The sequence below is a fragment of the Streptomyces sp. NPDC047014 genome (assembly GCF_040644195.1).
In the GTDB taxonomy this organism is placed as follows: domain Bacteria; phylum Actinomycetota; class Actinomycetes; order Streptomycetales; family Streptomycetaceae; genus Streptomyces.
The window spans coordinates 34072-55251 of sequence record NZ_JBEYVX010000001.1 but is presented as its reverse complement, the minus strand read 5'-3'; the positions used below and the strand labels follow the sequence as shown (position 1 = coordinate 55251).

General features: G+C 73.9%; 20 protein-coding genes. 8 read left to right on the top strand and 12 right to left on the bottom strand.

Going from position 1 to position 21180, the window contains the following annotated elements:
• Nucleotides 1–4: 4 nt before the first annotated feature.
• A complete protein-coding gene (locus ABZ873_RS00240) occupies nucleotides 5–1165 on the bottom strand; it encodes an agmatine deiminase family protein (protein ID WP_360863291.1) in 1161 nt (386 codons plus the stop codon).
• A 189-nt stretch (nucleotides 1166–1354) separates the two neighbouring features.
• Between ABZ873_RS00240 and ABZ873_RS00235 the strand changes: the two genes are divergently transcribed.
• Nucleotides 1355–1966 carry a TetR/AcrR family transcriptional regulator gene (locus ABZ873_RS00235; RefSeq protein ID WP_360863290.1) on the top strand — a complete coding sequence of 204 codons (612 nt, stop codon included), beginning with the start codon at nucleotides 1355–1357 and terminating at the stop codon, nucleotides 1964–1966.
• A 22-nt stretch (nucleotides 1967–1988) separates the two neighbouring features.
• Here the strand turns inward: ABZ873_RS00235 and ABZ873_RS00230 are convergent, their stop codons facing one another.
• The 11 genes from ABZ873_RS00230 to ABZ873_RS00180 form a co-directional block, all read right to left on the bottom strand.
• Nucleotides 1989–2834, bottom strand: a complete 846-nt coding sequence (locus ABZ873_RS00230; RefSeq protein ID WP_360863288.1) for an ABC transporter ATP-binding protein — start codon at nucleotides 2832–2834, stop codon at nucleotides 1989–1991.
• On the bottom strand, nucleotides 2824–3813 hold the full coding sequence (locus ABZ873_RS00225) for an ABC transporter ATP-binding protein (RefSeq protein ID WP_360863286.1): 990 nt from the start codon (nucleotides 3811–3813) through the stop codon (nucleotides 2824–2826). Before ABZ873_RS00225 ends, ABZ873_RS00230 begins: the two co-directional genes overlap by 11 nt.
• Nucleotides 3810–4664, bottom strand: a complete 855-nt coding sequence (locus tag ABZ873_RS00220) for an ABC transporter permease (protein WP_360863284.1) — start codon at nucleotides 4662–4664, stop codon at nucleotides 3810–3812. The genes ABZ873_RS00225 and ABZ873_RS00220 overlap by 4 nt, the downstream gene beginning before the upstream one ends.
• Nucleotides 4661–5620 (bottom strand): ABC transporter permease, encoded by a 960-nt coding sequence (locus ABZ873_RS00215; protein ID WP_360863282.1) that lies wholly within the window; start codon nucleotides 5618–5620, stop codon nucleotides 4661–4663. Before ABZ873_RS00215 ends, ABZ873_RS00220 begins: the two co-directional genes overlap by 4 nt.
• The gene (locus tag ABZ873_RS00210) at nucleotides 5617–7290 is read right to left on the bottom strand and encodes an ABC transporter substrate-binding protein (protein WP_360863280.1); all 1674 of its coding nucleotides are present in this window, start codon (nucleotides 7288–7290) and stop codon (nucleotides 5617–5619) included. Before ABZ873_RS00210 ends, ABZ873_RS00215 begins: the two co-directional genes overlap by 4 nt.
• A 91-nt stretch (nucleotides 7291–7381) precedes the next feature.
• A complete protein-coding gene (locus ABZ873_RS00205) occupies nucleotides 7382–8416 on the bottom strand; it encodes an agmatine deiminase family protein (protein WP_360863278.1) in 1035 nt (344 codons plus the stop codon).
• 80 nt (nucleotides 8417–8496) lie between these two features.
• A complete protein-coding gene (locus ABZ873_RS00200) occupies nucleotides 8497–10224 on the bottom strand; it encodes an urease subunit alpha (RefSeq protein ID WP_360863276.1) in 1728 nt (575 codons plus the stop codon).
• Nucleotides 10221–10925 (bottom strand): urease subunit gamma, encoded by a 705-nt coding sequence (ureA, locus tag ABZ873_RS00195; protein WP_360863274.1) that lies wholly within the window; start codon nucleotides 10923–10925, stop codon nucleotides 10221–10223. The genes ABZ873_RS00200 and ureA overlap by 4 nt, the downstream gene beginning before the upstream one ends.
• A gap of 237 nt (nucleotides 10926–11162) precedes the next feature.
• Nucleotides 11163–11744: a helix-turn-helix domain-containing protein gene (locus ABZ873_RS00190; RefSeq protein ID WP_360863273.1), complete on the bottom strand. Its 582-nt coding sequence runs from the start codon at nucleotides 11742–11744 to the stop codon at nucleotides 11163–11165.
• A gap of 83 nt (nucleotides 11745–11827) precedes the next feature.
• The gene (locus ABZ873_RS00185; RefSeq protein WP_360863271.1) at nucleotides 11828–13006 is read right to left on the bottom strand and encodes an agmatine deiminase family protein; all 1179 of its coding nucleotides are present in this window, start codon (nucleotides 13004–13006) and stop codon (nucleotides 11828–11830) included.
• A 94-nt stretch (nucleotides 13007–13100) separates the two neighbouring features.
• A complete protein-coding gene (locus ABZ873_RS00180; RefSeq protein WP_360863269.1) occupies nucleotides 13101–14657 on the bottom strand; it encodes a serine/threonine-protein kinase in 1557 nt (518 codons plus the stop codon).
• Nucleotides 14658–14859: 202 nt separating this feature from the next.
• Between ABZ873_RS00180 and ABZ873_RS00175 the strand changes: the two genes are divergently transcribed.
• The 7 genes from ABZ873_RS00175 (at nucleotide 14860) to ABZ873_RS00145 (ending at nucleotide 21107) form a co-directional block, all read left to right on the top strand.
• On the top strand, nucleotides 14860–15453 hold the full coding sequence (locus ABZ873_RS00175) for a TetR/AcrR family transcriptional regulator (protein WP_360863615.1): 594 nt from the start codon (nucleotides 14860–14862) through the stop codon (nucleotides 15451–15453).
• Between the two features lie 170 nt (nucleotides 15454–15623).
• Nucleotides 15624–16787, top strand: coding sequence for an agmatine deiminase family protein (locus ABZ873_RS00170; protein ID WP_360863268.1), 1164 nt, complete (start codon nucleotides 15624–15626; stop codon nucleotides 16785–16787).
• Between the two features lie 59 nt (nucleotides 16788–16846).
• Entirely contained in the window at nucleotides 16847–17734 is an 888-nt protein-coding gene (locus ABZ873_RS00165; protein WP_360863266.1) for a DUF4436 family protein, read from the top strand.
• Nucleotides 17735–17906: 172 nt separating this feature from the next.
• The gene (locus ABZ873_RS00160; protein ID WP_360863264.1) at nucleotides 17907–18800 is read left to right on the top strand and encodes a CAP domain-containing protein; all 894 of its coding nucleotides are present in this window, start codon (nucleotides 17907–17909) and stop codon (nucleotides 18798–18800) included.
• A 213-nt stretch (nucleotides 18801–19013) separates the two neighbouring features.
• Nucleotides 19014–19577, top strand: a complete 564-nt coding sequence (locus tag ABZ873_RS00155) for a hypothetical protein (RefSeq protein WP_360863263.1) — start codon at nucleotides 19014–19016, stop codon at nucleotides 19575–19577.
• A gap of 223 nt (nucleotides 19578–19800) precedes the next feature.
• Complete coding sequence (locus ABZ873_RS00150) at nucleotides 19801–20568, top strand: thioredoxin family protein (protein ID WP_360863261.1); 768 nt, start codon at nucleotides 19801–19803, stop codon at nucleotides 20566–20568.
• A complete protein-coding gene (locus tag ABZ873_RS00145) occupies nucleotides 20565–21107 on the top strand; it encodes a hypothetical protein (RefSeq protein ID WP_360863260.1) in 543 nt (180 codons plus the stop codon). Before ABZ873_RS00150 ends, ABZ873_RS00145 begins: the two co-directional genes overlap by 4 nt.
• Nucleotides 21108–21180: the final 73 nt, after the last annotated feature.

Below are 21180 nucleotides of genomic sequence, written 5' to 3'. Positions count from 1 at the left end.
GCCGTTACGGCACGGGCTGCTGCTGGGTGACGCAGTGGATGCCGCCGCCGCCCGTGCCGAGGCGGTCGATGTTCAGCTGCTCGATCACCCGGCCCGGGAAGAGCCGCGCCAGGGTGGCCTTGGCAGCGGTGTCCGCCCGGGTGTCGCCGAAGTGGGCCGAGATGACGGCGCCGTTGCAGACGTAGTAGTTGGCGAAGGAGGCGAGGAAGTCCGGATTGCTGGAGCGGATCTTGTAGTAGTCGGGGCCCTGGAGCTTCTCGGCCGCGATCGGGGCGCCGGACGCGGTCGTGGAGCCGGACAGGATCTGGAACTGCTGCCGGGCGTCCTTGGCGTAGACGTCGTTGTCCGAGGCCAGCGGCATCTGGACGAGGGCCCTGCCGGGGGCGAGGAAGCGGGAGGTGGCGTCGACGTGGTCGTCGGTGATGTCCTGGCCGTAGACCCCGTCGAACCAGATGACCTTCGAGGCGCCGTAGGCGGTGCGCAGCGCGGCCTCGATCTGCGCCTGCGACTTGCCGGGGTTGCGGTTGGAGTTCACCAGGCTGCTGCGGGTGGCCATGAGGGTGCCCGCCCCGTCCTGTTCGACGGCGCCGCCCTCCCCGACCAGTCCGGCCACGGTGAAGGGCACGCCGACGTGCGCGGCGATCCGGCCCGCGACGAGGGCGTCGCGGGAGTGGGTCTGCTTCCTGCCCCAGCCGTTGAAGCTCAGGCCGACGGCGTCGAGACCGCCGGTCCCGTCGGTGCGGAAGACGGGGCCGGTGTCGCGCATCCAGCAGTCGTCCACGGGGATGGTGGTGAGGACGGTGACGGTGGAGCCGCACAGGGAGCGGGCGCGGGCCGCGCTCGCGGAGTTGGCGCAGAGGTGGACGGGCTCGTACTTGGCGATGGTGCGGGCGATGAGCGCGATGTCCGCCTGCACCCCGGAGAGCGCGCTGCCCCAGATGGAGCTGCTGTCCGGCCAGGCCATCCAGGTGCGGGTGTGCCGGACGTCCTCGATCGGTGCGCGGAAGGTCCCGGCGGCCGCGGCGGGCCGGGGCGCCGCGCCCGCCCGTCCCTCGGACGCGGCGAGGGCGGCGGTGGCGGCGGTGGCGGCGGTGAGGCCGGCCGCGGTGAGGAACCGGCGCCTGTTCATGCCCGCGCCGGGCGGGTTGGCTGCGTGGTCGTTCATGAGGGGTCTCCTTGGGTGGTCCCGGGTGCTCCTGGGTCGTCCCGGGTGGTCCAACTGCCCCCTGGCGGAGGGGGATCGACCGGAAACCTAAAACTGACCAAGCGCTCGGTCAATAGTTTGGACAGGATCCCTCCGCGCGGATCGGGGATCGCCGGGTCCGGTGGTGCGGGGGCTCGTTAGAGTGACGCCATGGCAGCTGCGAAGGACGTCCCGGAGCCCGCCGGGCGGGGCCGCTCGGCGAAGGGCGAACAGACCCGGGCCCGGCTGATCGCCGCCGCCCGGACCCTGCTGGCGGGCGGCATGGGCGAACGGTTCACCACCCGCAACGTGGCCTCCCTGAGCGGGGTTTCGCACGGGATGTGCCACTACCACTTCCAGGACCGCACCGATCTGGTGCTGGCCGTGGTCACCGACATCCGCCCCGAGTGGATCCTCCCGCTGGAGGAGGCGGTCGCCGCACCGGGGCCCTTCGCGGAGCGGGCCGACCGGGTCGTGGCCCTGCTCTCCCGGCCCGAGGGCGCCGAACTCTCCCACCTCCACTCGGCCTTGCACTGGCACGCGCTGCACGACCCCCGGGTCCGGGAGGCCCTGGAGAAGGAGTACCGGCGCTGGCGCGACTGCTTCATCGCCCTCTTCCAGGTCCTGGCCGACGAGCGGGGCGGGCGGGTGGACCCGCGCCTGCTCGGCGAGGCGGTGGCCGCTGCCGTGGACGGGCTCGCGGCCGTGGAGTCCCTGGGGGCCGGGGTGGACCCGGGCCCGGTGCTGCGCACCCTGATCCGCACCCTCGCCGCCGGGGCCTGAGACTCCCCCGCCGGACCCCGCCTCACAGGGCCCGGCGGGCCGCCGCGATCGCCTCCGGGTCCCATCCCGGACGCGGTACGGAGTCCAGCAGCAGCCGGGTGTACGGATGCGCGGGCGCGGCCAGGACCTGCCGTGTCGGCCCCCGCTCGACCACGGCCCCGTACCGCATCACCACGATCTCGTCCGTGACGCACCGGACCACGCCCAGGTCATGGGTGATGAACAGGTAGCCGATCCCCGTCTGCTCCCGGATGTCCGCCAGCAGGTTGAGGATCTGCGCCTGCACGGACACGTCCAGGGCGGCGACGGCCTCGTCGAGGACGAGCACGGCCGGCTCCACGGCGAGGGCCCGCGCGATGGCCACGCGCTGGCGCTGGCCGCCGGAGAGCTGCCGGGGCAGGGCGTCGGCGGCGCGGGTGCCGAGGCCGACCTGGTCGAGCAGTTCGCGGATCCGCCGGGTGTGGTCGCGGCCGGGGAAGTGCAGGGCCAGGGTCTCGCGCAGCGCGGCGTCGACGCCGGTGCGCGGATCGAGGGAGAGGTAGGGGTCCTGGAAGACCATCTGCACCTCCCGGGCCCGTGCCAGCCGGGCGGCGCGGCCGCGGGTGCGGGCGGTCCGGTCGCGGCCCCGGACCAGGACCTCCCCGGCGTCGGCCCGGTCCAGGCCCACGACGATGCGGGCGGTGGTGGTCTTCCCGGAGCCGGATTCGCCCACGATGCCCAGGGATCCGCCCTCGGGGAGGGTGAAGGACACCTCGTCCACCGCGCGGACGGCCCCGAAGGAGCGGCGCAGCCCCTTCACCTCCAGCAGCGGGGCGGCGGCGGGCCCGGTGCCGCCGGGTGCGGCGGTCGCGGCGTGCTCAGCGGACATCGATGGTGCTCCCTTCGAGCCGGTCGCTGTGGTGGCAGGCGGCCCGGTGCTCCGGCCGGCCGGCGGCGGCGGACGCCTCCGGCGCCCGCTGGTCGCAGATCTCGGTGGCGAACGGGCAGCGCGGGGCGAAGGCGCAGCCGCGCAGCGGTTCCCGCAGGTCCGGCGGCTGTCCCTCGATGGCGGCGAGCCGGCCCGCGGGGCTGTCCATCCGCGGGGTGGAGGCGAGCAGCGCGGCCGTGTACGGGTGCCGGGGGCGGGCGAACAGCGCCTCGGCGGGGCCTGTTTCGGCGATCCGGCCCGCGTACATGACGTAGACCCGGTCGCTGATGGCGGCGGCGAGGTCGAGGTCGTGGGTGACGAAGAGCAGGCCGGTGCCGAAGCGGGCGCGCAGTCCCGCGAGGAGGGCGATCACCTCGGCCTGGTTGGTGACGTCGAGCGCGGTGGTGGGCTCGTCGGCCAGCAGGAGCGCCGGGTCCCCCATGAGGGCCGCGGCGATGACGACCCGCTGGAGCATGCCGCCGGAGACCTGGCCGGGGTACCGGCGCAGGAGGGCGGTGTCCAGGCCGACGGCCGCGAGGAGTTCCGCGGCGCGGGCGTCGGCCTCGCGGCGGGTCATGGCGCCGGTGAGGGTGACGCCCTCGGTGAGGAAGTCACCGATGCGGCGCAGCGGGTTGACGGCGGCCCGCGGGTCCTGGAAGACCATGGCGGCGGCGGTGCCGCGCACGGCCCGCAGTCCGGCGGAGTCCAGGGTGAGGACGTCCCGGCCGCCGACGCGGACGGCGCCTTCGACGGCCGCGCCGGGCGGCAGCAGGCGCAGCGCGCTGCGGGAGGTGAGGCTCTTGCCGGAGCCGGATTCGCCGACGAGGGCGACGGTCTCCCCGGCGGCGACGGTGAGGTCGACGCCGTCGAGGACGGGGCGGGCGGTGCCGGGCAGGGTGATCCGCAGCCCGTGGATGTCGAGGGGGTGCGCGGCGTTCATCGGTCTCTCCTGGCGACGCGGTCGGCCCAGCGTTCGCCCACGACGTTGAAGGCGACGACGGTCAGCACGATGACGGCGCAGGGCAGGATCGCGGACAGCGGGTACCCGTGCTGGATCGCGGTCTGGCCGTCGAAGACCATGCGGCCCCAGTCGGGGGTCAGCGCGGGGACGCCGAGGCCGAGGAAGGACAGCCCGGCGAGGTCCATCAGGGCGTAGCCGAAGTTGATGGTGGACTGGGCGAGGACGACGGGGGCGATATTGGGCAGGACGTGGCGCAGCCAGATCTGGAGCGCGGAGTGGCCCTGGACCTGGTAGGCGCTGACGTAGGGGCGGGCGCGCTCGGCGAGCACGAGGGAGCGGGTGAGCCGGCTGACGTACGGCAGGTAGGCGACGGCGAGCGCGATCACCGGGGCGACCAGCCCTTCCCCGTACACCGAGATGATCAGGATGGCGAGCAGCATGCCGGGGAAGGCGAAGACCAGCTCGGTGCTGCGGGACAGCAGGGTGTCCAGCCGTCCTCCGCGCCAGGCGGCGGCGGTGCCGACGGCCACTCCGGCGACGGTGGAGAAGAAGACGACGCCGAGCGGGCCGAGCAGGGAGGTGCGGGCGCCGAGGAGCAGCCGGGAGAGGGTGTCGCGTCCGGCGGAGTCGGCGCCGAGCGGGTGGGCGGCGGAGGGCGCGGCGAGGGCGTTGCCGAGGTCGACGGCGTTCGGGTCGTGGGGGACGAGCCAGGGTGCGAGCAGCGCGGCCAGGACGACCAGCCCGACGAGGGCCAGGCAGACGAGGTGGAGCGGGGAGCCGGCGGCGCGGATCCGGGCGAGGCCGGGCCGGCGGGTCAGGACGGCGGTCATGCGGCGGCGCTCCGGGTTCCGAGGGTGACCCGTGGGTCGACGAGGGGCAGCAGCAGGTCCACGACGAGGTTCACGGCCATGAAGAGGGCGACGACGATCAGGGAGATGGCCTGGACGGTCGGGAAGTCCTTGGTGGTGGTGGACAGTTCGAGGAGCTGGCCGATGCCGCCGACGCTGAACGCGGTCTCCACGAGGATGGTGCACACCAGCAGCGTGGAGACGATCAGGCCGCCGGTGGTGAGCACGGTGCCCAGGGAGTTGCGGAACACGTGGCGGCGGATGACCTGGCGTTCGGGGACGCCGCGGCTGCGGGCGACGGTGACGTGCTCGCTGCCGAGGGCGTCGAGCATCGCGGACCGGGTGACGCGGGCCAGCATCCCGATCAGGTAGAGGGCGAGGGCGACGGCGGGCAGGGTGAGGTGCCACAGCTTGTCGACGAAGCCGTCGCCGGCCCCGCTGCTGGGGAACCAGCCGAGCCGGACGGCGAACAGCCCCTGGAGCAGGACGGCCGCGACGAAGGACGGGGTGCCGACGGCGAAGGTGGTGGTGACGAGCACGGCCGTGTCGGTGGCCCCGCCGCGGACGGCGGCGAGCCGGCCGAGGAAGAGGCCGACGGCGACGACCACGACGAGGGACATGGCGATGAGCAGCAGGGTGGTGGGCAGCCGGTCCGCGAGCAGCCGGGACACGTCGGTGCGGTAGGTGAGGGAGCGCCCGAAGTCGCCCTGGACGGCGTCGCCGAGCCAGCGCAGGTAGCGTACGAGGAAGGGATCGTCCAGGTGGTACTGGGCGCTGACGGCGGCCAGCGCCTCCGGGGAGGCGGACCGGCCGGCGAGCAGGAAGCTCGCCGGGTTGCCGGGGGCCAGGTAGAGGGCGCCGAAGACGACGAACGAGGCGGCCAGCAGGGTCACGGCCATCTCCGCCAGCCGGCGCGCGGCGAAGCGGGCGAAGCTCACAGCGCCGCCCCCACGTCGGCGGCCCACGGGTAGTACATGTAGGCGATGGTGGTGGGGGCTCCGGTGATCCTCTTGTTCATGAAGAGCGCGGTGGGCCATTCGGCGACGGGGATCCACAGCAGCTGCTCGGCGGCGTGGCGCTGGAGTTCGGCCTCGATGTCCGTGCGCGCCCCGGTGTCGTAGGCGGCGGTGGCCCGGTCGACGAGGCGGTCGTAGGCGGGGTCGCTGTATCCGGCGAAGTTCAGGTAGGCGCCGGTCTTGAAGTTCGCCAGCAGGTCGAGCGGGTCGGTGATCGAGTCGTAGTAGGTGAGCGGGAACATGTCGATGCCCTCGCGCGCCGCCGGGTCGGTGAACAGGGCGGTGAAGGCGTTGGGGGCGATCGTCCTGAGCCGGATGTCCAGCCCGATCCGGGTGCCGGCCGCCTGGACGGCGGTGGCGAGGAGGGAGACGTCCTGGCCGATGGAGCTGGTGGCCACGGTGAGGGTCTTGCCGGTGGCGCCGGCCTCCGCGACGAGGGCCTTGGCGCGCTCGATGTCCTGGCCGGTGGGCGGCAGGCCGTCGAAGGCGGTTTTCAGGGTGCGTTCGGGTGCGGCGGCCCAGGCGGCGCGTGTGGTGAGGGAGTTGGTGGGGGTGCCGGCCCCGCCGAGTCCGGCCTTGACGAAGCCGGTGCGGTCCAGTGCGAGGGACAGGGCGCGGCGCACGCGGACGTCACCGAGGGGGCCTTGCATATTGGTGACGTTGACGTTGACGGTGCTCAGGCCCTCGCCGAAGTAGAGGGTGCCGGGGCCGTCGGCGCGCAGCCGGGCGTAGCTCTCGGTGGGGATGAGGTAGCCGCCGTCGACCTCGCCGCTGAGCATGGCGTTGGTGCGGGCGGAGGGGTCGGTGAGGATGCGGAAGACGGCCTTCTCGGCCTTCGCCTTGGTGCCCCAGTAGCCGTCGAAGCGTTCCAGTTCGATCGACTGGCCCTTGTTCCAGGTGCCGAGCCGGAAGGGGCCGGTGCAGGCGAGGCCGCCGGTGGTGCCGTAGTCCTTGCCGGCGGCCTCGATGCCCGCCTTGGAGGCGACGACCCCGGCGGCGGTGGCCATGTACTGGGGGAACTGCGAGTCGGGCTTCTTGAGGGTGACGGTGACCTGGAGCGGGCCGGTCTTGGTGACGGAGGCGACGTTCTGGAAGACCTGGGCCCAGGCGGCGGCGTTCTCGGGGTCCGTCTGGCGGCCGAGGCTGAACACCACGTCGTCGGCGGTCATCTCCCGGCCGTCGTGGAAGCGTACGCCGGGCCGCAGGTCGTAGACCCAGGTGGTGGGGTCCGGGTTGGTCGCCTGGCGGGCGAGACCGGGCTCGGTGGTGAGCGCCGGGGTCCAGCGCATCAGGCTTTCGCACACGTTGGAGAGGATGGTGTTCTGCGGGTAGTCGAAGGCCACCGTGTAGTCGAGCGTCGGCGGTTCGGCGTAGACGGCCCAGGTGAAGGAGTCGATGTCGCCGCGGGCGGGCGGCGTGGAGGTCGAGAGCCGTACGTCGGTGACGGCGCCCGCGTCGTTCTTCGGCGGGCCGGAGCAGGCCGCGAGCAGGGCGAGGCAGCTCAGGACGGCGGTGGCGACGGCCGCGGCGCGGCCGCGGGGGCGGTGGGGCCGGCCGGTCCGTCTGCTCGTACGGGAGGGTGAGGGGGTCATCGTCGCGCTCTCTGTTCCGTGAGGGATGCGGGGGAAGGAGCGGGCGGACCGCCGGGGCGGCGGTCCGCCGGGAACGGCGGGTGGATCCGGGTCAGCGGGCGGCGGCCCCGGCCGGGCGGGGCAGGGGGAGCTGCTGGGTGATGCAGTGGATACCGCCGCCGCCGAAGGCGAGGGCGAGGGCACGGACGCCGACGACCTTGCGGCCGGGGTGGGCGGTGGCGATGACCGCGAGGGCGTCCTCGTCCTGGGGCAGCCCGGCGACGGGTACGACCACACCGCCGTTGGCGATGTAGTAGTTGAGGTAGGACACCTCGATGCGGCCGTCGGCGAGGTCCGTGAAGGCCGTCTGCGGTACGTCGATGATCTCCAGGCGGCGGCCGCGCGCGTCGGTGCTGGCCTCCAGCACCGCGCGGTTGGCGCGCATGCGGGCGTAGTCGGGGTGGCTCGGGTCGTCGGGGAGGGAGACGACGACGGTGCCGGGTGCGGCGAAGGCGCAGACCCCGTCGACGTGGCCGTCGGTCTCGGTGTCGAGCAGGCCCCCGTAGGGCAGCCAGATGACCTTGGTGACCCCGAGCCGGGCCTTGAGCTCGGCCTCGATCTCCTCGCGGCTCATGCCGGGGTTGCGGTTGGGGTGGAGCAGGCACTGCTCGGTGGTGATCAGCGTGCCCTCGCCGTCGACCGTCAGGGCACCGCCTTCGAGGATCATGCCGGAGGCGATGCGGTCGATGCCCAGGTGGTCCAGGAGGAGACCGCTGATCCGGTCGTCGGCGTCGTACGGGTGGTGCTTGCGGCCCCAGGCGTTGAAGCGGAAGTCCACCCCGGCCCGGTTGCCGGCCTCGTCGAGGACGAACAGCGGGGCGGAGTCCCGGAACCAGGAGTCGTCCAGGGGCAGTTCGATGACGGTGACGCCCGCGCCCGCCTCCCCGCAGTGGGCGCGGGCGTCGGCTCCGTGGCCGGGCGGGGCGACCATCGTGACGGGCTCGAAGGCGGCGACGGCCCGCGCGACGGCGGCGTACTCCTCCTTCACCTCGGCCAGCACGCTGCCCCACAGGTCCTCGCGGGTGGGCCAGGCCATCAGACAGCCCTCGTGCGCGGACCACTCGGCGGGCATACGGAAATCAGCCATCAGCTGTCTCATTTCTTTGGTTGGCGGAGTCTGACACCCGACTGAAATTTCAGTCAAGAGTGAAGGCGTGCGAAGACGGCTCAGAGGAAGTACAGGCGGTTGAGGGAGACCGAGTCGGCGGCCTCGGAGCGCAGGGGTTCCCCGTCGAGGGTGACAAGACCACTGCGGGCGTCGACGTCGACGGCGCCGACGCGGGAGTTGAGCAGCAGGTCCCCGGGGCCGATGCCGCGGGTGCCGCGTACGGCCACGCGGCGCCGGCGGGTCGGCAGTGCGTCGCCGCCGAGGGCCGCTGCGGCGACGAAGGCCACCGAGAGCTCGGCGGGCGCCGCACCGTGGGCGCCGAACAGGGGCCCGAGGACGAGGGGTTCGCAGGTGTCGGTGGCGGCGTTGGGGTCGCCGGTGACGCCGTAGGCGGGGAAGCCGGATTTCAGGACCAGCTGGGGCTTGGCGCCGAAGAACTGTGGCCGCCAGAGCACGATGTCGGCGAGCTTGCCCACCTCGATGGAGCCGATCTCATGGGCCAGACCGTGCGCGATCGCCGGGTTGATGGTCAGCTTGGCCATGTAGCGCAGCACGCGCGCGTTGTCGTCGCCCGCGCCGTCACCGTCCAAGGGCCCGAGTTCGCCCTTCATCTTCGCGGCCATGGCGAAGGTGCGGCGGATGGTCTCCCCGGCCCGGCCCATGCCCTGCGCGTCGGATGAGGTGATCCCGATGGCGCCCAGGTCGTGCAGGACGTCCTCCGCGCCCATGGTCCCGGCCCGGATCCGGTCGCGGGCCATCGCCGCGTCACCGGGCAGATCCGGCTTGAGGGCATGGACGGAGACGATCATCCCGTAGTGCTCCGCCACCGCATCCCGGCCGAAGGGAAGCGTCGGGTTGGTCGAGGAGCCGATGACATTGGGCACCCCGGCCATCTTGAGCACGTTCGGCACATGCCCGCCGCCGCAGCCCTCGATGTGGAAGGCGTGGATGGTCCGGCCCTCCAGCACCCGGAGGGTGTCCTCGACGGAGAGGCATTCGTTCAGGCCGTCGCTGTGCAGGGCGACCTGGACGTCGTACTCCTCGGCCACCCGCAGGGCCGTATCCAGGGCGCGGGTGTGCGCACCCATGTCCTCGTGCACCTTGAACCCGGAGGCGCCGCCCTCGGCCAGTGCCTCCACCAGCGGCGCCGCGTCCGAGGAGGAACCCCGGGCCAGGAAGCCGATGTTCACCGGCCACGCGTCGAAGGCGCTGAACCCGTGGCGCAGGGCCCAGGGCGAGTTCACGCCGACGCCCCAGCTCGGCCCGATCTCCTGCCCGATGATCGTGGTCACTCCACTCGCGAGCGAAGCCTCCATGATGCGCGGCGACAGCAGGTGGACGTGGGTGTCCACGGCTCCGGCGGTGGCGATCAGCCCCTCCCCCGGGATCATGGTCGTCCCGGTGCCGACGACTACGTCGACGCCCTCCAGGGTGTCGGGGTTGCCGGCCCGCCCGATCGCGTGGATCCGGCCCTCACGGATACCGATCGACACCTTCCGGATCCCCAGCACGGCGTCGATCACGAGCACGTTCGTGACGACGACATCGCAGGTCTCGCGGACGGCGGCGGCCTTGAGGTGCAGACCGTCCCGGGCCGTCTTGCCGAAGCCGGCCAGGAACTCGTCCCCCGGCTTCTGCGCGTCCGACTCCACCCGCACCGTCAGCCCCGAATCCCCCAGCCGCACCCGGTCCCCGGCACGCGGGCCGAAGACAGCCGCGTACTCCTGCGGGTCGATGTGCCGGCTGCCTGGCGCACAGTGGTCGGCGTGGCGGGTCGGGCGGCTCATGGCGCGACCTCTTCCGGGGTGCGGACGCCGAGGTAGCCGAGGGCGGCCGCCCGGCGGAGGGCTTCCTCCCGGGCGCCGGGGGCGTCGAGCGGTCCGTCGACCAGGCCCGCGAAGCCGATGGCGATCCGCGTGCCGCCCATCGGGACGAGGTCCGCCGGGACGGTCGCGCCGGGGTCGAAGCGTACGGAGGAGCCGGCCGGTACGCAGAGCCGCATCCCGTAGGCGGCGGCCCGGTCGAAGTCCAGGCGCGGGTTCGCCTCGAAGAAGTGGAAGTGCGAGGTCACACTCACCGGCACGGCGGCCGTGTTGCGGACCGCGAGGGTGACGGCGGGTACGGGGGCCTCGGCCCGGTCCGGGCCGGGCAGTACGGCTCCCGGCGCGGCGGTGGCCGCCTCGTACGCCCCGAAGGGCTCACTGACGGCCGCGAGCCGGCTGCCGTCCTCGAAGACCGCCTCCACCATCACCTCGGTCACGACGTCCACGACGCCGGGGAGCACATCCCCCGGGCCGAGGACGCCACGGCCGCGCTCCAGGGCCTCCGCGAGGCGGAGCCCGTCGCGGGCCGCCTCGCAGACGGTGTCCGCGATCAGTGCCGTGGCCTCCGGGACGTTGAGCTTGAGACCGCGGGCGCGCCGCGCCCTGGCCAGTTCGGCGGCGGTGAACAGCAGGAGCCGGTCACGCTCGGTGGGGGTCAGGGGCATGGTGTCCTTCCTCCGAAGACGGGAGGGGATGGGGCCGGAGGGCCGGGGGCCGCGAGCGGTGGTGCCGTACGGTGCGTGGCGCGGGCGCTCGGGCGGCGCGGCGGGGGCGAGAAGGGGCGGGCTTCGCTTACCGCGGGTTCGCCCTGCCAGAGCCTCACTCTGGCACTGACTGAAATTTCAGTCAAGAGAGGTGGCGCGAATTTACCCCCGCCCTCTCGGAGCGCGGGGGCCGGGTCCTCAGACCTGCCGCAGAGCGGACAGCTCGACCTCGATCGCGCCGCGCATCAGCTCGCGCGCGTGCCCGATCCGGATCCCGCCACTGAGCCAGCGCATGCTCAGCCCCTCCAGCAGCGCGGTCAGACGCTCCGCGGCGGCGGCGAGGGAGGACGCGGGGGCCATCGGCTGGACCTGCCCCAGCAGTGCGGCGACCTCCTGGACCCATACCAGGGTGGCCCGGGCCAGGTCCTCGCGCAGCACCTCGTCGAAGACGGCGCTGGCCCGCAGTTCGCCCCAGGCCGAGCTGTTCTCCCGTACCTCCACGGTGTCCTGGAGTTCCAGCAGCAGGGTCTCCTCCAGCTCCTCGCGGGGAGTGAGCGGCGGGTCGTCCGGGTCGCGGTCGGTAGTGTAGCGCTCGGCGCGGTCGTTGATGAACTCCAGGGTCTGGCGCAGTACCCCGGTGCGGTCCTTGAAGTGGTAGTAGATCAGGGCGGTGGAGACGCCGGCCTCGGCCGCGAGCTCTTCCACGCGCAGCCCGCGGACCCCGCGCCGGGCGATGACCCGGGCGGCCGCTTCGAGGATCTGAGTGCTGCGAGACGCCATGGGCCGCACCTTACCCGGGGGTTCCGGCAGGGAGCCAAGCGGCCTGTCGGCAGGCGTGCGCTGCGGCGCGGGCCGGCCGGACATCAGCGCGCGGGCGGGGCGACCGGGTGCGACTGGGTGGCGCAGTGGATGCCGCCGCCCCCGCCGGCGATGCCGTCGATGGGGAGCTGGACCACGGACCGGGCGGGGTAGGCGGCCTGGAGGATGGTGCGGGCGAGGTAGTCCGCCCGGCCGTCGCCGAACTGGGGGGCGATGACCGCGCCGTTCGGCGTGTAGTAGCTGGTGTAGCTGGACAGGAACTCCTCCCCCCGGCCCCGGATGAGGCGGCGGTCGGGGCCGGGCAGCTCGGTGACGGCGAGCGGGCGGCCCTGGGCGTCGGTGGCGCTCCGCAGCACGCGTCCGGTCTCCTCGTAGACGGCGATCCACTTGGGGTCCGCGCCCGGTCCGGGCTTGTCGAGGATGACCCGGCCGGGTGCCGTGAAGCGGGCGAGGCAGTCGATGTGGCAGTCGGTGATGTCCGCGCCGGCCAGGCCCGGCACCCAGATGACCTTCGTGATGCCGAGAGCCGTCCTGAGGGCGTCCTCGACCTGCTGCTGGGACCTGCCGGGGTTGCGGTTGGGGTTGACGAGCGAGCTGACGGTGGCGAGCAGGGTGCCTTCGCCGTCGGTCTCCAGGGAGCCGCCCTCACCGACGAATCCGGCGCCGATCCGGGGTACGCCGTACTCGTCCAGGAGGATGCCGGCGGCGGCCGCGTCGTGGGCGAAGGGCTGGGCGTAGCGGGTGCCGGTCTTGCCCCAGCCGTTGAAGTTCGTGTCGACGCCGGCGACGGCGCCGGGGCCCACGAGGAAGGTGGGGCCGAAGTCGCGGATCCAGAGGTCGTCCACGGGGATCTCGATCACGTCGATGGAGTACCGGGCGCCGCGTCCGCACAGGTAGCGGGCGTCGGCGGCCTGTGCGGGGCGGGCCAGCACCACGACGGGCTCGAAGCGGGAGATCTCGTGCGCCACGTCCGCGATGTTGCCGCGGACCTTGTCGAGGCTGTCGCTCCAGACGGAGGACAGGGCGGGCCAGGCCATGTAGGTGCGGACGTGGGGGTCGGTCTCGGCGGGCATGGTGAGCGTGGCCGCCGCGCCGGTGGGGGCGGTGGCGGCCCGCGCGACGGCGGAGGGGAGGGCGGTGCCGAGGGCGGCGAGCGGGAGCGCGGCGGCGCCGAACTGGAGCAGCCGGCGGCGGGAGGTGGTGTACGGGCCGGGCGTGGTCATGAGGGAACTCCCTGGGAGGGGGGGCGAGGGGATGACCGGCATCCTTGCGTTAACTGAAAATTCAGTCAAGCGCTGAGACAGCGATGCGTGCCGGTCAGCCGCGGCGGTACTGGTCGACCAGGATCGTGACGCGGCCGTCCCCCGCGGCCTCCACGAGCCGTACGACGGCCAGCTCGGCGCGGTCCGGGCTGCGGACGCAGAAGGCGCGGCGGTCCGGCGGGGCGCCGAGGGGCAGGACGGAGACGGGCCGGGTGTCCAGGCCGCGCACGCAGTCGGCCACCGTGGGCTCGGCGGTGTCGGCCACGAAGGAGTCGGACTCCTCGGACGGGACGAAGGACGCGCCCTCCCGTGCGAGGTACCAGGAGGCGGTCTCGGCCGGTACGACCTTGCCTGCGCTCAGGTCGAACTCGTAGCCGGAGTCGGGCGCGGTCAGCTCGACCCGGCTGTATCCGGGGACGTAGGACTCGGCGGCGCCGGGGCCGCCGGGCTCGTCCAGGAGGTAGTACGCGGCTCCGCCGCAGGCCAGCAGGGTCGCGGCCACCGCCAGGGCGACGGCCGGGAGCCGTCTGCGGCGCACCGGGGCGGGGTGCGGCGGGGGCGCCGGGTGGGGTACGGACGCGGGCGTCGGGGCGGGAGCGGGAGCAGGCGTCGGGACAGGAGCGGGAGCAGGCGTCGGGACAGGAGCGGGCGCGGGCGTCGGCGCCGGTACGGCGAGGGGGTCGGGCACCGGGCCCGTCACCGTCGCCGCCCCCGCCACGCCCTGGGCCACCGGCGCGGGCAGCCAGCCCTCGGTGAAGTCCGGGCGCGGGCCGACTGCGGGATGGCCCTGGACGTACGCGATCAGTTCGGCGGTGGTGGGACGGCCGCCCGGATCCTTGGACAGGCACCAGCCGACCAGGTCCCGCAGGTCCGCGGGGACCCGCGCGAGGTCGGGGTGCTCGTGCACCACGCGGTAGAGGGCGGTGGACTCCGGTCCGGCTCCGAACGGGGGCACGCCGCTCGCCACGTACGCGGCGAGCGCGCCCAGGGCGAAGACGTCGGTGGCGGCGGTCACCCCGTGCCCCAGGGCCTGCTCGGGGGCCATGAAGGCGGCGGTGCCGATGCGCAGGCCGGTACCGGTCAGGGCGGCGGAGCCGGCCGCGTGCGCGATGCCGAAGTCGATCACCCGGGGGCCGTCCTGCGCCACCAGGACATTGGCGGGCTTGAGGTCCCGGTGGACCACGCCCGCGCCGTGGATGGCCTGGAGGGCTTCGGCGATGCCCGCGACCAGCAGCAGCACCGTGCGGGTGGGGAGCGGGCCGTGGCGGCGTACCACCTCGTGGAGCGAGGGGCCCGGGACATAGGCGGTGGCCAGCCACGGGGTACGGGCGTCGACCCCGAAGTCGACCACCTGCGCCGTGAACAGGCCGTGGATGCGGCGGGCGCTCGCCACCTCGCGGGCGAAGCGCTCGCGGAACTCGGGATCCGCGGCGAACTCGGCGCGGACGACTTTCAGCGCGATGGGGCGCCCGCCGGGGGTGTACGCCAGGTAGACCACCCCCATGCCGCCCGCGCCGAGGCGGGCGTGGAGGCGGTAGCCGCCGATCTCGTGGGGGTCCTCGGCGGAGAGTCCGGCGGGGGCGGACCGGAGGGTGGGAAGGGGAGCGGACATGCGGTTGCTCTTTCGACGAGGCAGCGGTGACCTCCAGGCATCGTCGCCCTAACCAAACTTTCAGTCAACGTGGGAGAATGCGAGACGCGACAGCACAAGGAGGGATCAGACAGTGACAGACGTGACCGTGACCGCCGAGACGGGCGGCACCGGCGGGGCGGGCGGGACCACAGAGGCCGGCGGGACGGAACGCAGACGGGCCATCCTCGAAGGCGCCGCACGGGTCATCGCACGGCGCGGCGTCCGGGGGCTGAGGGTGGCGGAGCTGGCCGCGGAGGCGGGCGTCTCCACCGCGCTGGTCTACTACCACTTCAAGGACCGGCCGGGCATCCTGCGGCATGCCCTGGCCTTCATCGGGGACCGCGCCGACCGCTACACCGCCCTGGCGGAGGGGTTTCCGCCCGCCGACCCGGCCGACCCCCGTGAGCTGCTGGAACGGACCATGCTCCTGGAGTTCCAGGATCTGCCCGAGGTCCGCGAGAACAGCACCGCCTGGGGCGAGCTGCGCGCCCACTCGGTCTTCGACCCCGAGCTGCGGGAGGAGCTGGCGCAGGCCGGTACCGCCTGGGTGGCCGAGGTGGCCGAACTGCTCGCCGCCGCGAGCCCGGCCGCGCCGGGCCCCGCCGTCGGCGCCGCCGCCGAGCGGCTGACCGCCCTGCTGGAGGGGCTGAGCGTCCGCTGGCTCAGCGGGCTGCTGCCCCTGTGGCACGCCCGGGAGCTGATGCGTGAGGGGGTGCGCGCGGAGATCGACCTGCTGGGACAGGGCTCTTCCAGCCACACCCACGCGTTTGACTGAAATTTCAGTCAATGCCAGAGTGGCGACACGGGCCCGTACCGCCGTCGTCGCGTACCGGGCTTTACCGGGGTGAAAAGCGCACCCTTGTCCTTGAGGAGCACGCGGCCCCCGCGCCCGTGCCCGCCCCGGCCGGACGTCCCCGTTCAGCCGGTCCACGATCGGAGCTTCCCGTGTCGAGCCAGCCCCCCACCCGCCGGACCGCCCTCCGCACCCTCGCCGGACTCGGCGCCCTCGTCTTCGGCGCCGCCGCCTGCGGTCCCGCCGAGCCCGCGAAGGGGCCCGCCGCCCCGGCCGGCTCCGCGCCGCAGACCACGCCCGGCCCGAAGCGCCGGCTGGGCGCCGAGTGGGAGAGCCACACCCGCACCTTCATGTCCTGGCCCGCCCTCTCGGCGGTGTGGGAGGAGGACCTGCCCTACGTACGCGAGGACATCGCCCGGATCGCCCGCGCCATCGGGGACTACGAGGCGGTGGTCATGATGGCCCGCCCCGACCAGGTGGCCGCCGCGCAGCGGGCCTGCGGCTCGCAGGTGGAGGTCATCCCGCTGGCCGTGGACGACCTGTGGGCCCGCGACACCGTGCCCGTGTTCGTCGAGGAGGGCGGCAAGGTCACCGGCGTCGACTTCAACTTCAACGGCTGGGGCGGGAAGCAGGAGCACAAGGACGACGGCCAGGTGGGCCGGCTCCTGCTCCCGAAGTACGGGATCCCGCGCGTGCAGGCGCCCCTGGTCGCGGAGGGCGGCTCCTTCGAGCCCGACGGCGAGGGCACCCTGCTGATCACCGAGAGCTCCATCGTCAACGACAACCGCAACCGCGGGAAGTCGCGGGACACGATCGAGGCCGAGCTCAAGCAGACCCTGGGCGTGGAGAAGGTCATCTGGCTGGCCGGGGTCCGGGGCGAGGACATCACCGACGCCCACGTCGACAGCCTCGTACGCTTCACCGAGCCCGGTGTGGTGCTGCTGGACCGCGCCCACCCCAGCACCCCGGCGGACTCCTGGTCCCGCTCCGCCGACCAGGCGAAGTCGGTGCTGTCGAAGGCGACGGACGCGCGCGGGCGGCGCTTCGAGATCGTCGACCTGCCGCAGCCGGACCTGAACCGGATCAAGGGGCACGGGGACGACTTCGTCTCCACCTACGCCAACTTCTACATCGCCAACGACGCCGTCTTCATGCCCCAGTTCGGCGACCGGCAGGCCGACGACCGCGCCCGCGGCATCCTGCGGGAGCACTTCCCGAAGCGGGACGTCGTACCGGTCTCCATCGACACCATCGCCTCGGGCGGCGGCGGCATCCACTGCTCGACCCACGACCAGCCGGGCAAGCCCGCCGCCTGACGCCCCGCCCCCTCGTACCACCCGCCCCGCCGCCCCGCCCGCGCACCATCGGAGTCCCCGTGTCCCAGCCCCGGCGCCGCCCCTCCCCCACGCGGCGCGTCCGCCTCCTGCCCGCCCTGGTGCTGGCCGCCGTGCTGGCGGCGGTGGTCGTGGGCGCGTGGTTCCAGTTCGGGGAGCGGCAGGCGCTGGACACCGTCCACAGCGCGGGCAGTACCGGCCCGGACCGGGTGGACGTGGTGGCGACCCTCCAGCGGGTGGACGCGGCGGGCCGGGAGATGCTGGTGCGCGTACAGGTCGCGCCCCGGGGCGCGCTGGCCGACGCGGACGGGGTCTCCCCCGCCGAGGACCTGACCCTGCAGACCTCGACGGCCACCCGGGGCGATCTGACCTTCAAGGCCCAGCAGCGCATCTCCTCCGTGGACGTGCCGGTGGCCCTGACCGGCGGTTCCATCGCGGACTACCCCTTCGACTCCTACGAGACCTCCGTGGAGTTCGGCGCGGTCAGCGGCGGTGCGAAGGTGCCGGTGCGCGTCCTGTTCAGCAACAACGACGTCTCCTTCTCGGCCGCCGTGGACGCCTCCTCGGCCGAGGGTGTGGCCCTGCTCGACATCGGGCTGGCCCGGTCCAACAGCGTGCTGTTCTTCGCGGTCTTCATGATGATCGCCATGTGGGCGCTGGCGGTCTCCGTGCTGATCGGCGGCTGGTACCTGGTCACCCGCCGCAAGGGGCTGACCTGGCCCGCCCTCGGCTGGATGGCCGCCACGCTCTTCGCCCTGGCCGCCTTCCGCAACACCGCCCCCGGCACGCCCCCCATCGGCTGCCTGCTCGACTATCTCGCCTTCCTGTGGGCGGAGATGATCGTCGCGTTCAGCCTCATCACCGTGGTGGTCATGGGTATCCGGGCGGAGCCGCCGGCCGACAACGAGGTCTCCGCGCCCACCAGTTGACGGCTGCCCGCAGGACCGGCTTGCGCTGATTGCCCGGATCGTCCCTGTGTTGATCCTGCGGGCTTCCTTAAGAGAACTTGAAGAACCCCTCCGGAGAGCTCTTTCGGCTGGTCACCGGCCTAGGCTCAGGGCGGATTCCCCTCCTCCCCTTCTCCTGTGAGGTGTTACCGGCATGAGCCGAAACCCCGAAACCCCGTCCCGTGCCGAGGCGCGTCGGAAGAAGACGATGCGCACCCGCATCGTGCTGTCCGTCACGACGGCGGCCGCGGTGGTGGCGGTCGGGGTCGCGGTGGCCGACTCCGACGGCGACGCCCGCACCGACCGGCGTACGGACACGGCCGCGGGCACCGCGACCGGCGCGGGCAGCACCTCCCCCACCCCCGCGTCCGCCTCGCCCACCGCCGACGCCTCGGCGAGTGCCAGTGCCAGTGCCAGTGCCAGCGCGAGCGCGAGCCCGTCCGGGACCCCCGAAGCCTCGGCCTCGGCCGCGCCCACGGAGGCCGCGGAGGGCGGCGCCGAGCCCAAGTCGGCCCCGGCGGAGGGCAACAAGCCCACCCGCAAGCCCTCCTCGACCACGGGCGGCGGCTCGGGCGGTTCGGGCAGTTCGGGCGGCTCCGGTGGTTCCGGCGGCTCGGGCACCTCGGGCGGTTCCGGCGGCTCCGGTGGCGGCGGCACCGTCAACACGGACGCCGAGTCGGCCGTCCTCGCCCTGGTCAACAAGGAGCGCGCCGCGGCCGGCTGCGGCCCGCTGACCGCCAACGCGAAGCTCAGCACCGCCGCGCGCAAGTACAGCGACACCATGGCCCGGAGCGGGGTCATGTCCCACACGGGCCCCGACGGCTCCACCATGACCACCCGCGTGGAAGCCGCCGGCTACGCCTGGTCGCGCCTGGGCGAGAACATAGCCCGCGGCCAGTCCGACGCCGACTCCGTCATGAACTCGTGGATGAACAGCTCGGGCCACCGGGCCAACATCCTGAACTGCGCCTTCAAGGAGATCGGCATAGGCGTCCACAAGGGCGACGGCGGCCCGTGGTGGACCCAGAACTTCGGCGCCCCCAGGTAGCCGACGCCGCCCCGCCGGTACGACGTACCGCCAGGACGCCGTACCGGCCGCGACGCGGCGCCGTCAGGAGACCCCCCGGACGGCGCCGCCCGGTCCTCCTCCCCCGTCCTCTTCCCCGGACCCGGGGAGGAGGACTTCGGCGCGCCCGGGGCGGGCGGCCCGTGAGGGGGGAGCCGGTGTCGCGGCGCGCCGGGCGTCCGCCAGTATGGGGCCGTGCCCCGAACTCCGCGCTACCTGCTCCTCTGGCTGTCGTGCACGGCCGCCAGCGTGACCGCCGTGCTCGCCACGGTCCAGTTCGTGGTCGGCTCCACCCGGCACTCGCCTCCCGTCGCCCGGTCCGCCCCCATGGTCATCGACACGCCCCCGGCCTGGCTGGCGGGCCAGAGCCCCACGCCGGACCCGGCCTCCCCCACCGCGTCCCCCAGCCCCTCGCCCACGGTGTCGCAGAAGCCCTCCCCCAGCGCCTCCGCCCCCGCCTCCCCCAAGGCTTCGCCGGTGAGCTCCCGCAGCAGTGCGCCGCGTACCTCCGTCGACTGCGAGGAGGGCGGGGCCGGGCTGCACACCGTGCCCTCGCAGGGCGGGAAGGTGACGGTGCGCTACGGCAGCCGGGGCGTGTGCCTGATCTCCGCCATCCCCAGCCGCGGCTTCAAGGCCAGCACCTCGCAGACCTCCGACACCACTCTCTCGGTCACGTTCAGCAGCGACGACCACCGGTCTGTGGTGACGGCGACGATCGACCCGAACGCGAAGGCCAGCGTCCGCGAATCCTCGTTCTGAGCGCGTCGTTCGAGCCCATGAGGTGAGCCCGCGGCACAGCGGAAGGTGAGCGCTTCCTTAGGGGAACCTCAAGATCCGGCTCCAGCGGTTCCGCGGGCTCCGCGCGGTCCTATGCTCGCGTCAGCCGAGCGGCCCGCGCCGCCGGTTTCACCGAGCCGGGAGGCGTTCCGCCCGTCCCGCCGTCCGAACCGTGCCCTGGGGTGTATCCGCCATGAGTTCTCGCATGCTCCGACCCGTCCGCACCGGCCCCCGGCCCGCCCCGGCCCGTACCGGCGCCCCGCTCGGCAGGCGGCTGCCGCTGGTGGCCGCGGTGGTGGTCGCGGCCGGTCTGGCCACCGCCTGCGGGCACGCCACCCAGCCCGCCGGATCCGCCGCCCCGGCGGCCGCCGCGTCCGGGGAAGCGCTCGCCTCCGCCTCGGCGCCGGCGAGCCCGTCCCCCGAGGCGTCCGCCACCGCGTCGGCCTCCCCTTCGGCCTCCGTCAGCGCCTCCGCGAGCGCCCCGGCCCCCGCGCGCACCCCGGGCGGCTCCACCGGCTCCGGTGCTACGCCGGCCAAGCCGGCCCGGACCTCGGCCGCCCCGGCCCCGGCTCCGGCCCGGGTGCCCGGCCCCGGCTACGACAGCGCGGCCGACGGGCGGAAGCTGGTCGACGCGGCGCTGCGCGCGGCCAAGGCCGACGGGCGGATGGTGCTGCTCGACTTCGGCGCCAACTGGTGCGGCAACTGCAAGGCCGCCGACAAGGTGTTCGCCCAGCCGCAGACCTCGGCGCTGCTCGGGGCCTCGTACCACCTGGTCAAGATAGACATCGGGGGCGACAGTTCCGCGAACTCGGCGCTGCTGCGCACGTACAGCCCCTCCGGCGGCACCTACAAGATGCCCGTCCTGGTCGTGGTCTCCCCCTCCGGCACGGTGCGCGTGGACACCCATGCCACGGGCAACCCGGCCCTGACCGCGGACGGCCTCAACTCCTTCCTGCGCAAGTGGGCGGCGTGAAGCGCCGGTTCCCGCCGGCCGCGGCCGTCCTCGCCTGTCTGCTGATCCTCACGGGGTGCTCCGGGGACGGCGGCGGCGACGGCAGGGACACGCCCACCACGCGGTTCAGCGCGAACGGGGTCACCGTCGTGCTGTCGGTCACCGGGTGGAAGGGCGCGAAGGGCACCCTCGCGGCGGTGTTCACCCCGGAGGAGAAGGGGTTCCACCTGTACAGCACCGATCTGCCCGCCGACGGCGTCGACGGTGTGGGGAGGCCCACCTCGGTGGCCGTGGACGGCGCGCTGCGGGCGGAGGGCACGCTGGCGGCGGGCGCGGAGGTACGGTCCCTCCGCGTGCCCGGGGTCGACGCGCCGCTCCCCGTGTACCCGGACGGCCCGGTCACCACGACCCTGCCGGTCCGCGCCGACGGGAACGGCGAGGCCACCGTGCACGTGGGCTACGCGAGCTGCAGCGCCGAGGAGGGCTGCACCATCCCGGTGGCCGACCGCCCCGTACGCCTGCGCGTGACCCCCGACGGCCCGGCCTTCGACACCCCGTAGCCCCGTGGTCCCGCATCCCCGCGGCCCCGGGCACCGGGCCGTCCGTGGGTCCTTTCCGGCCGAGCCCCTAAGG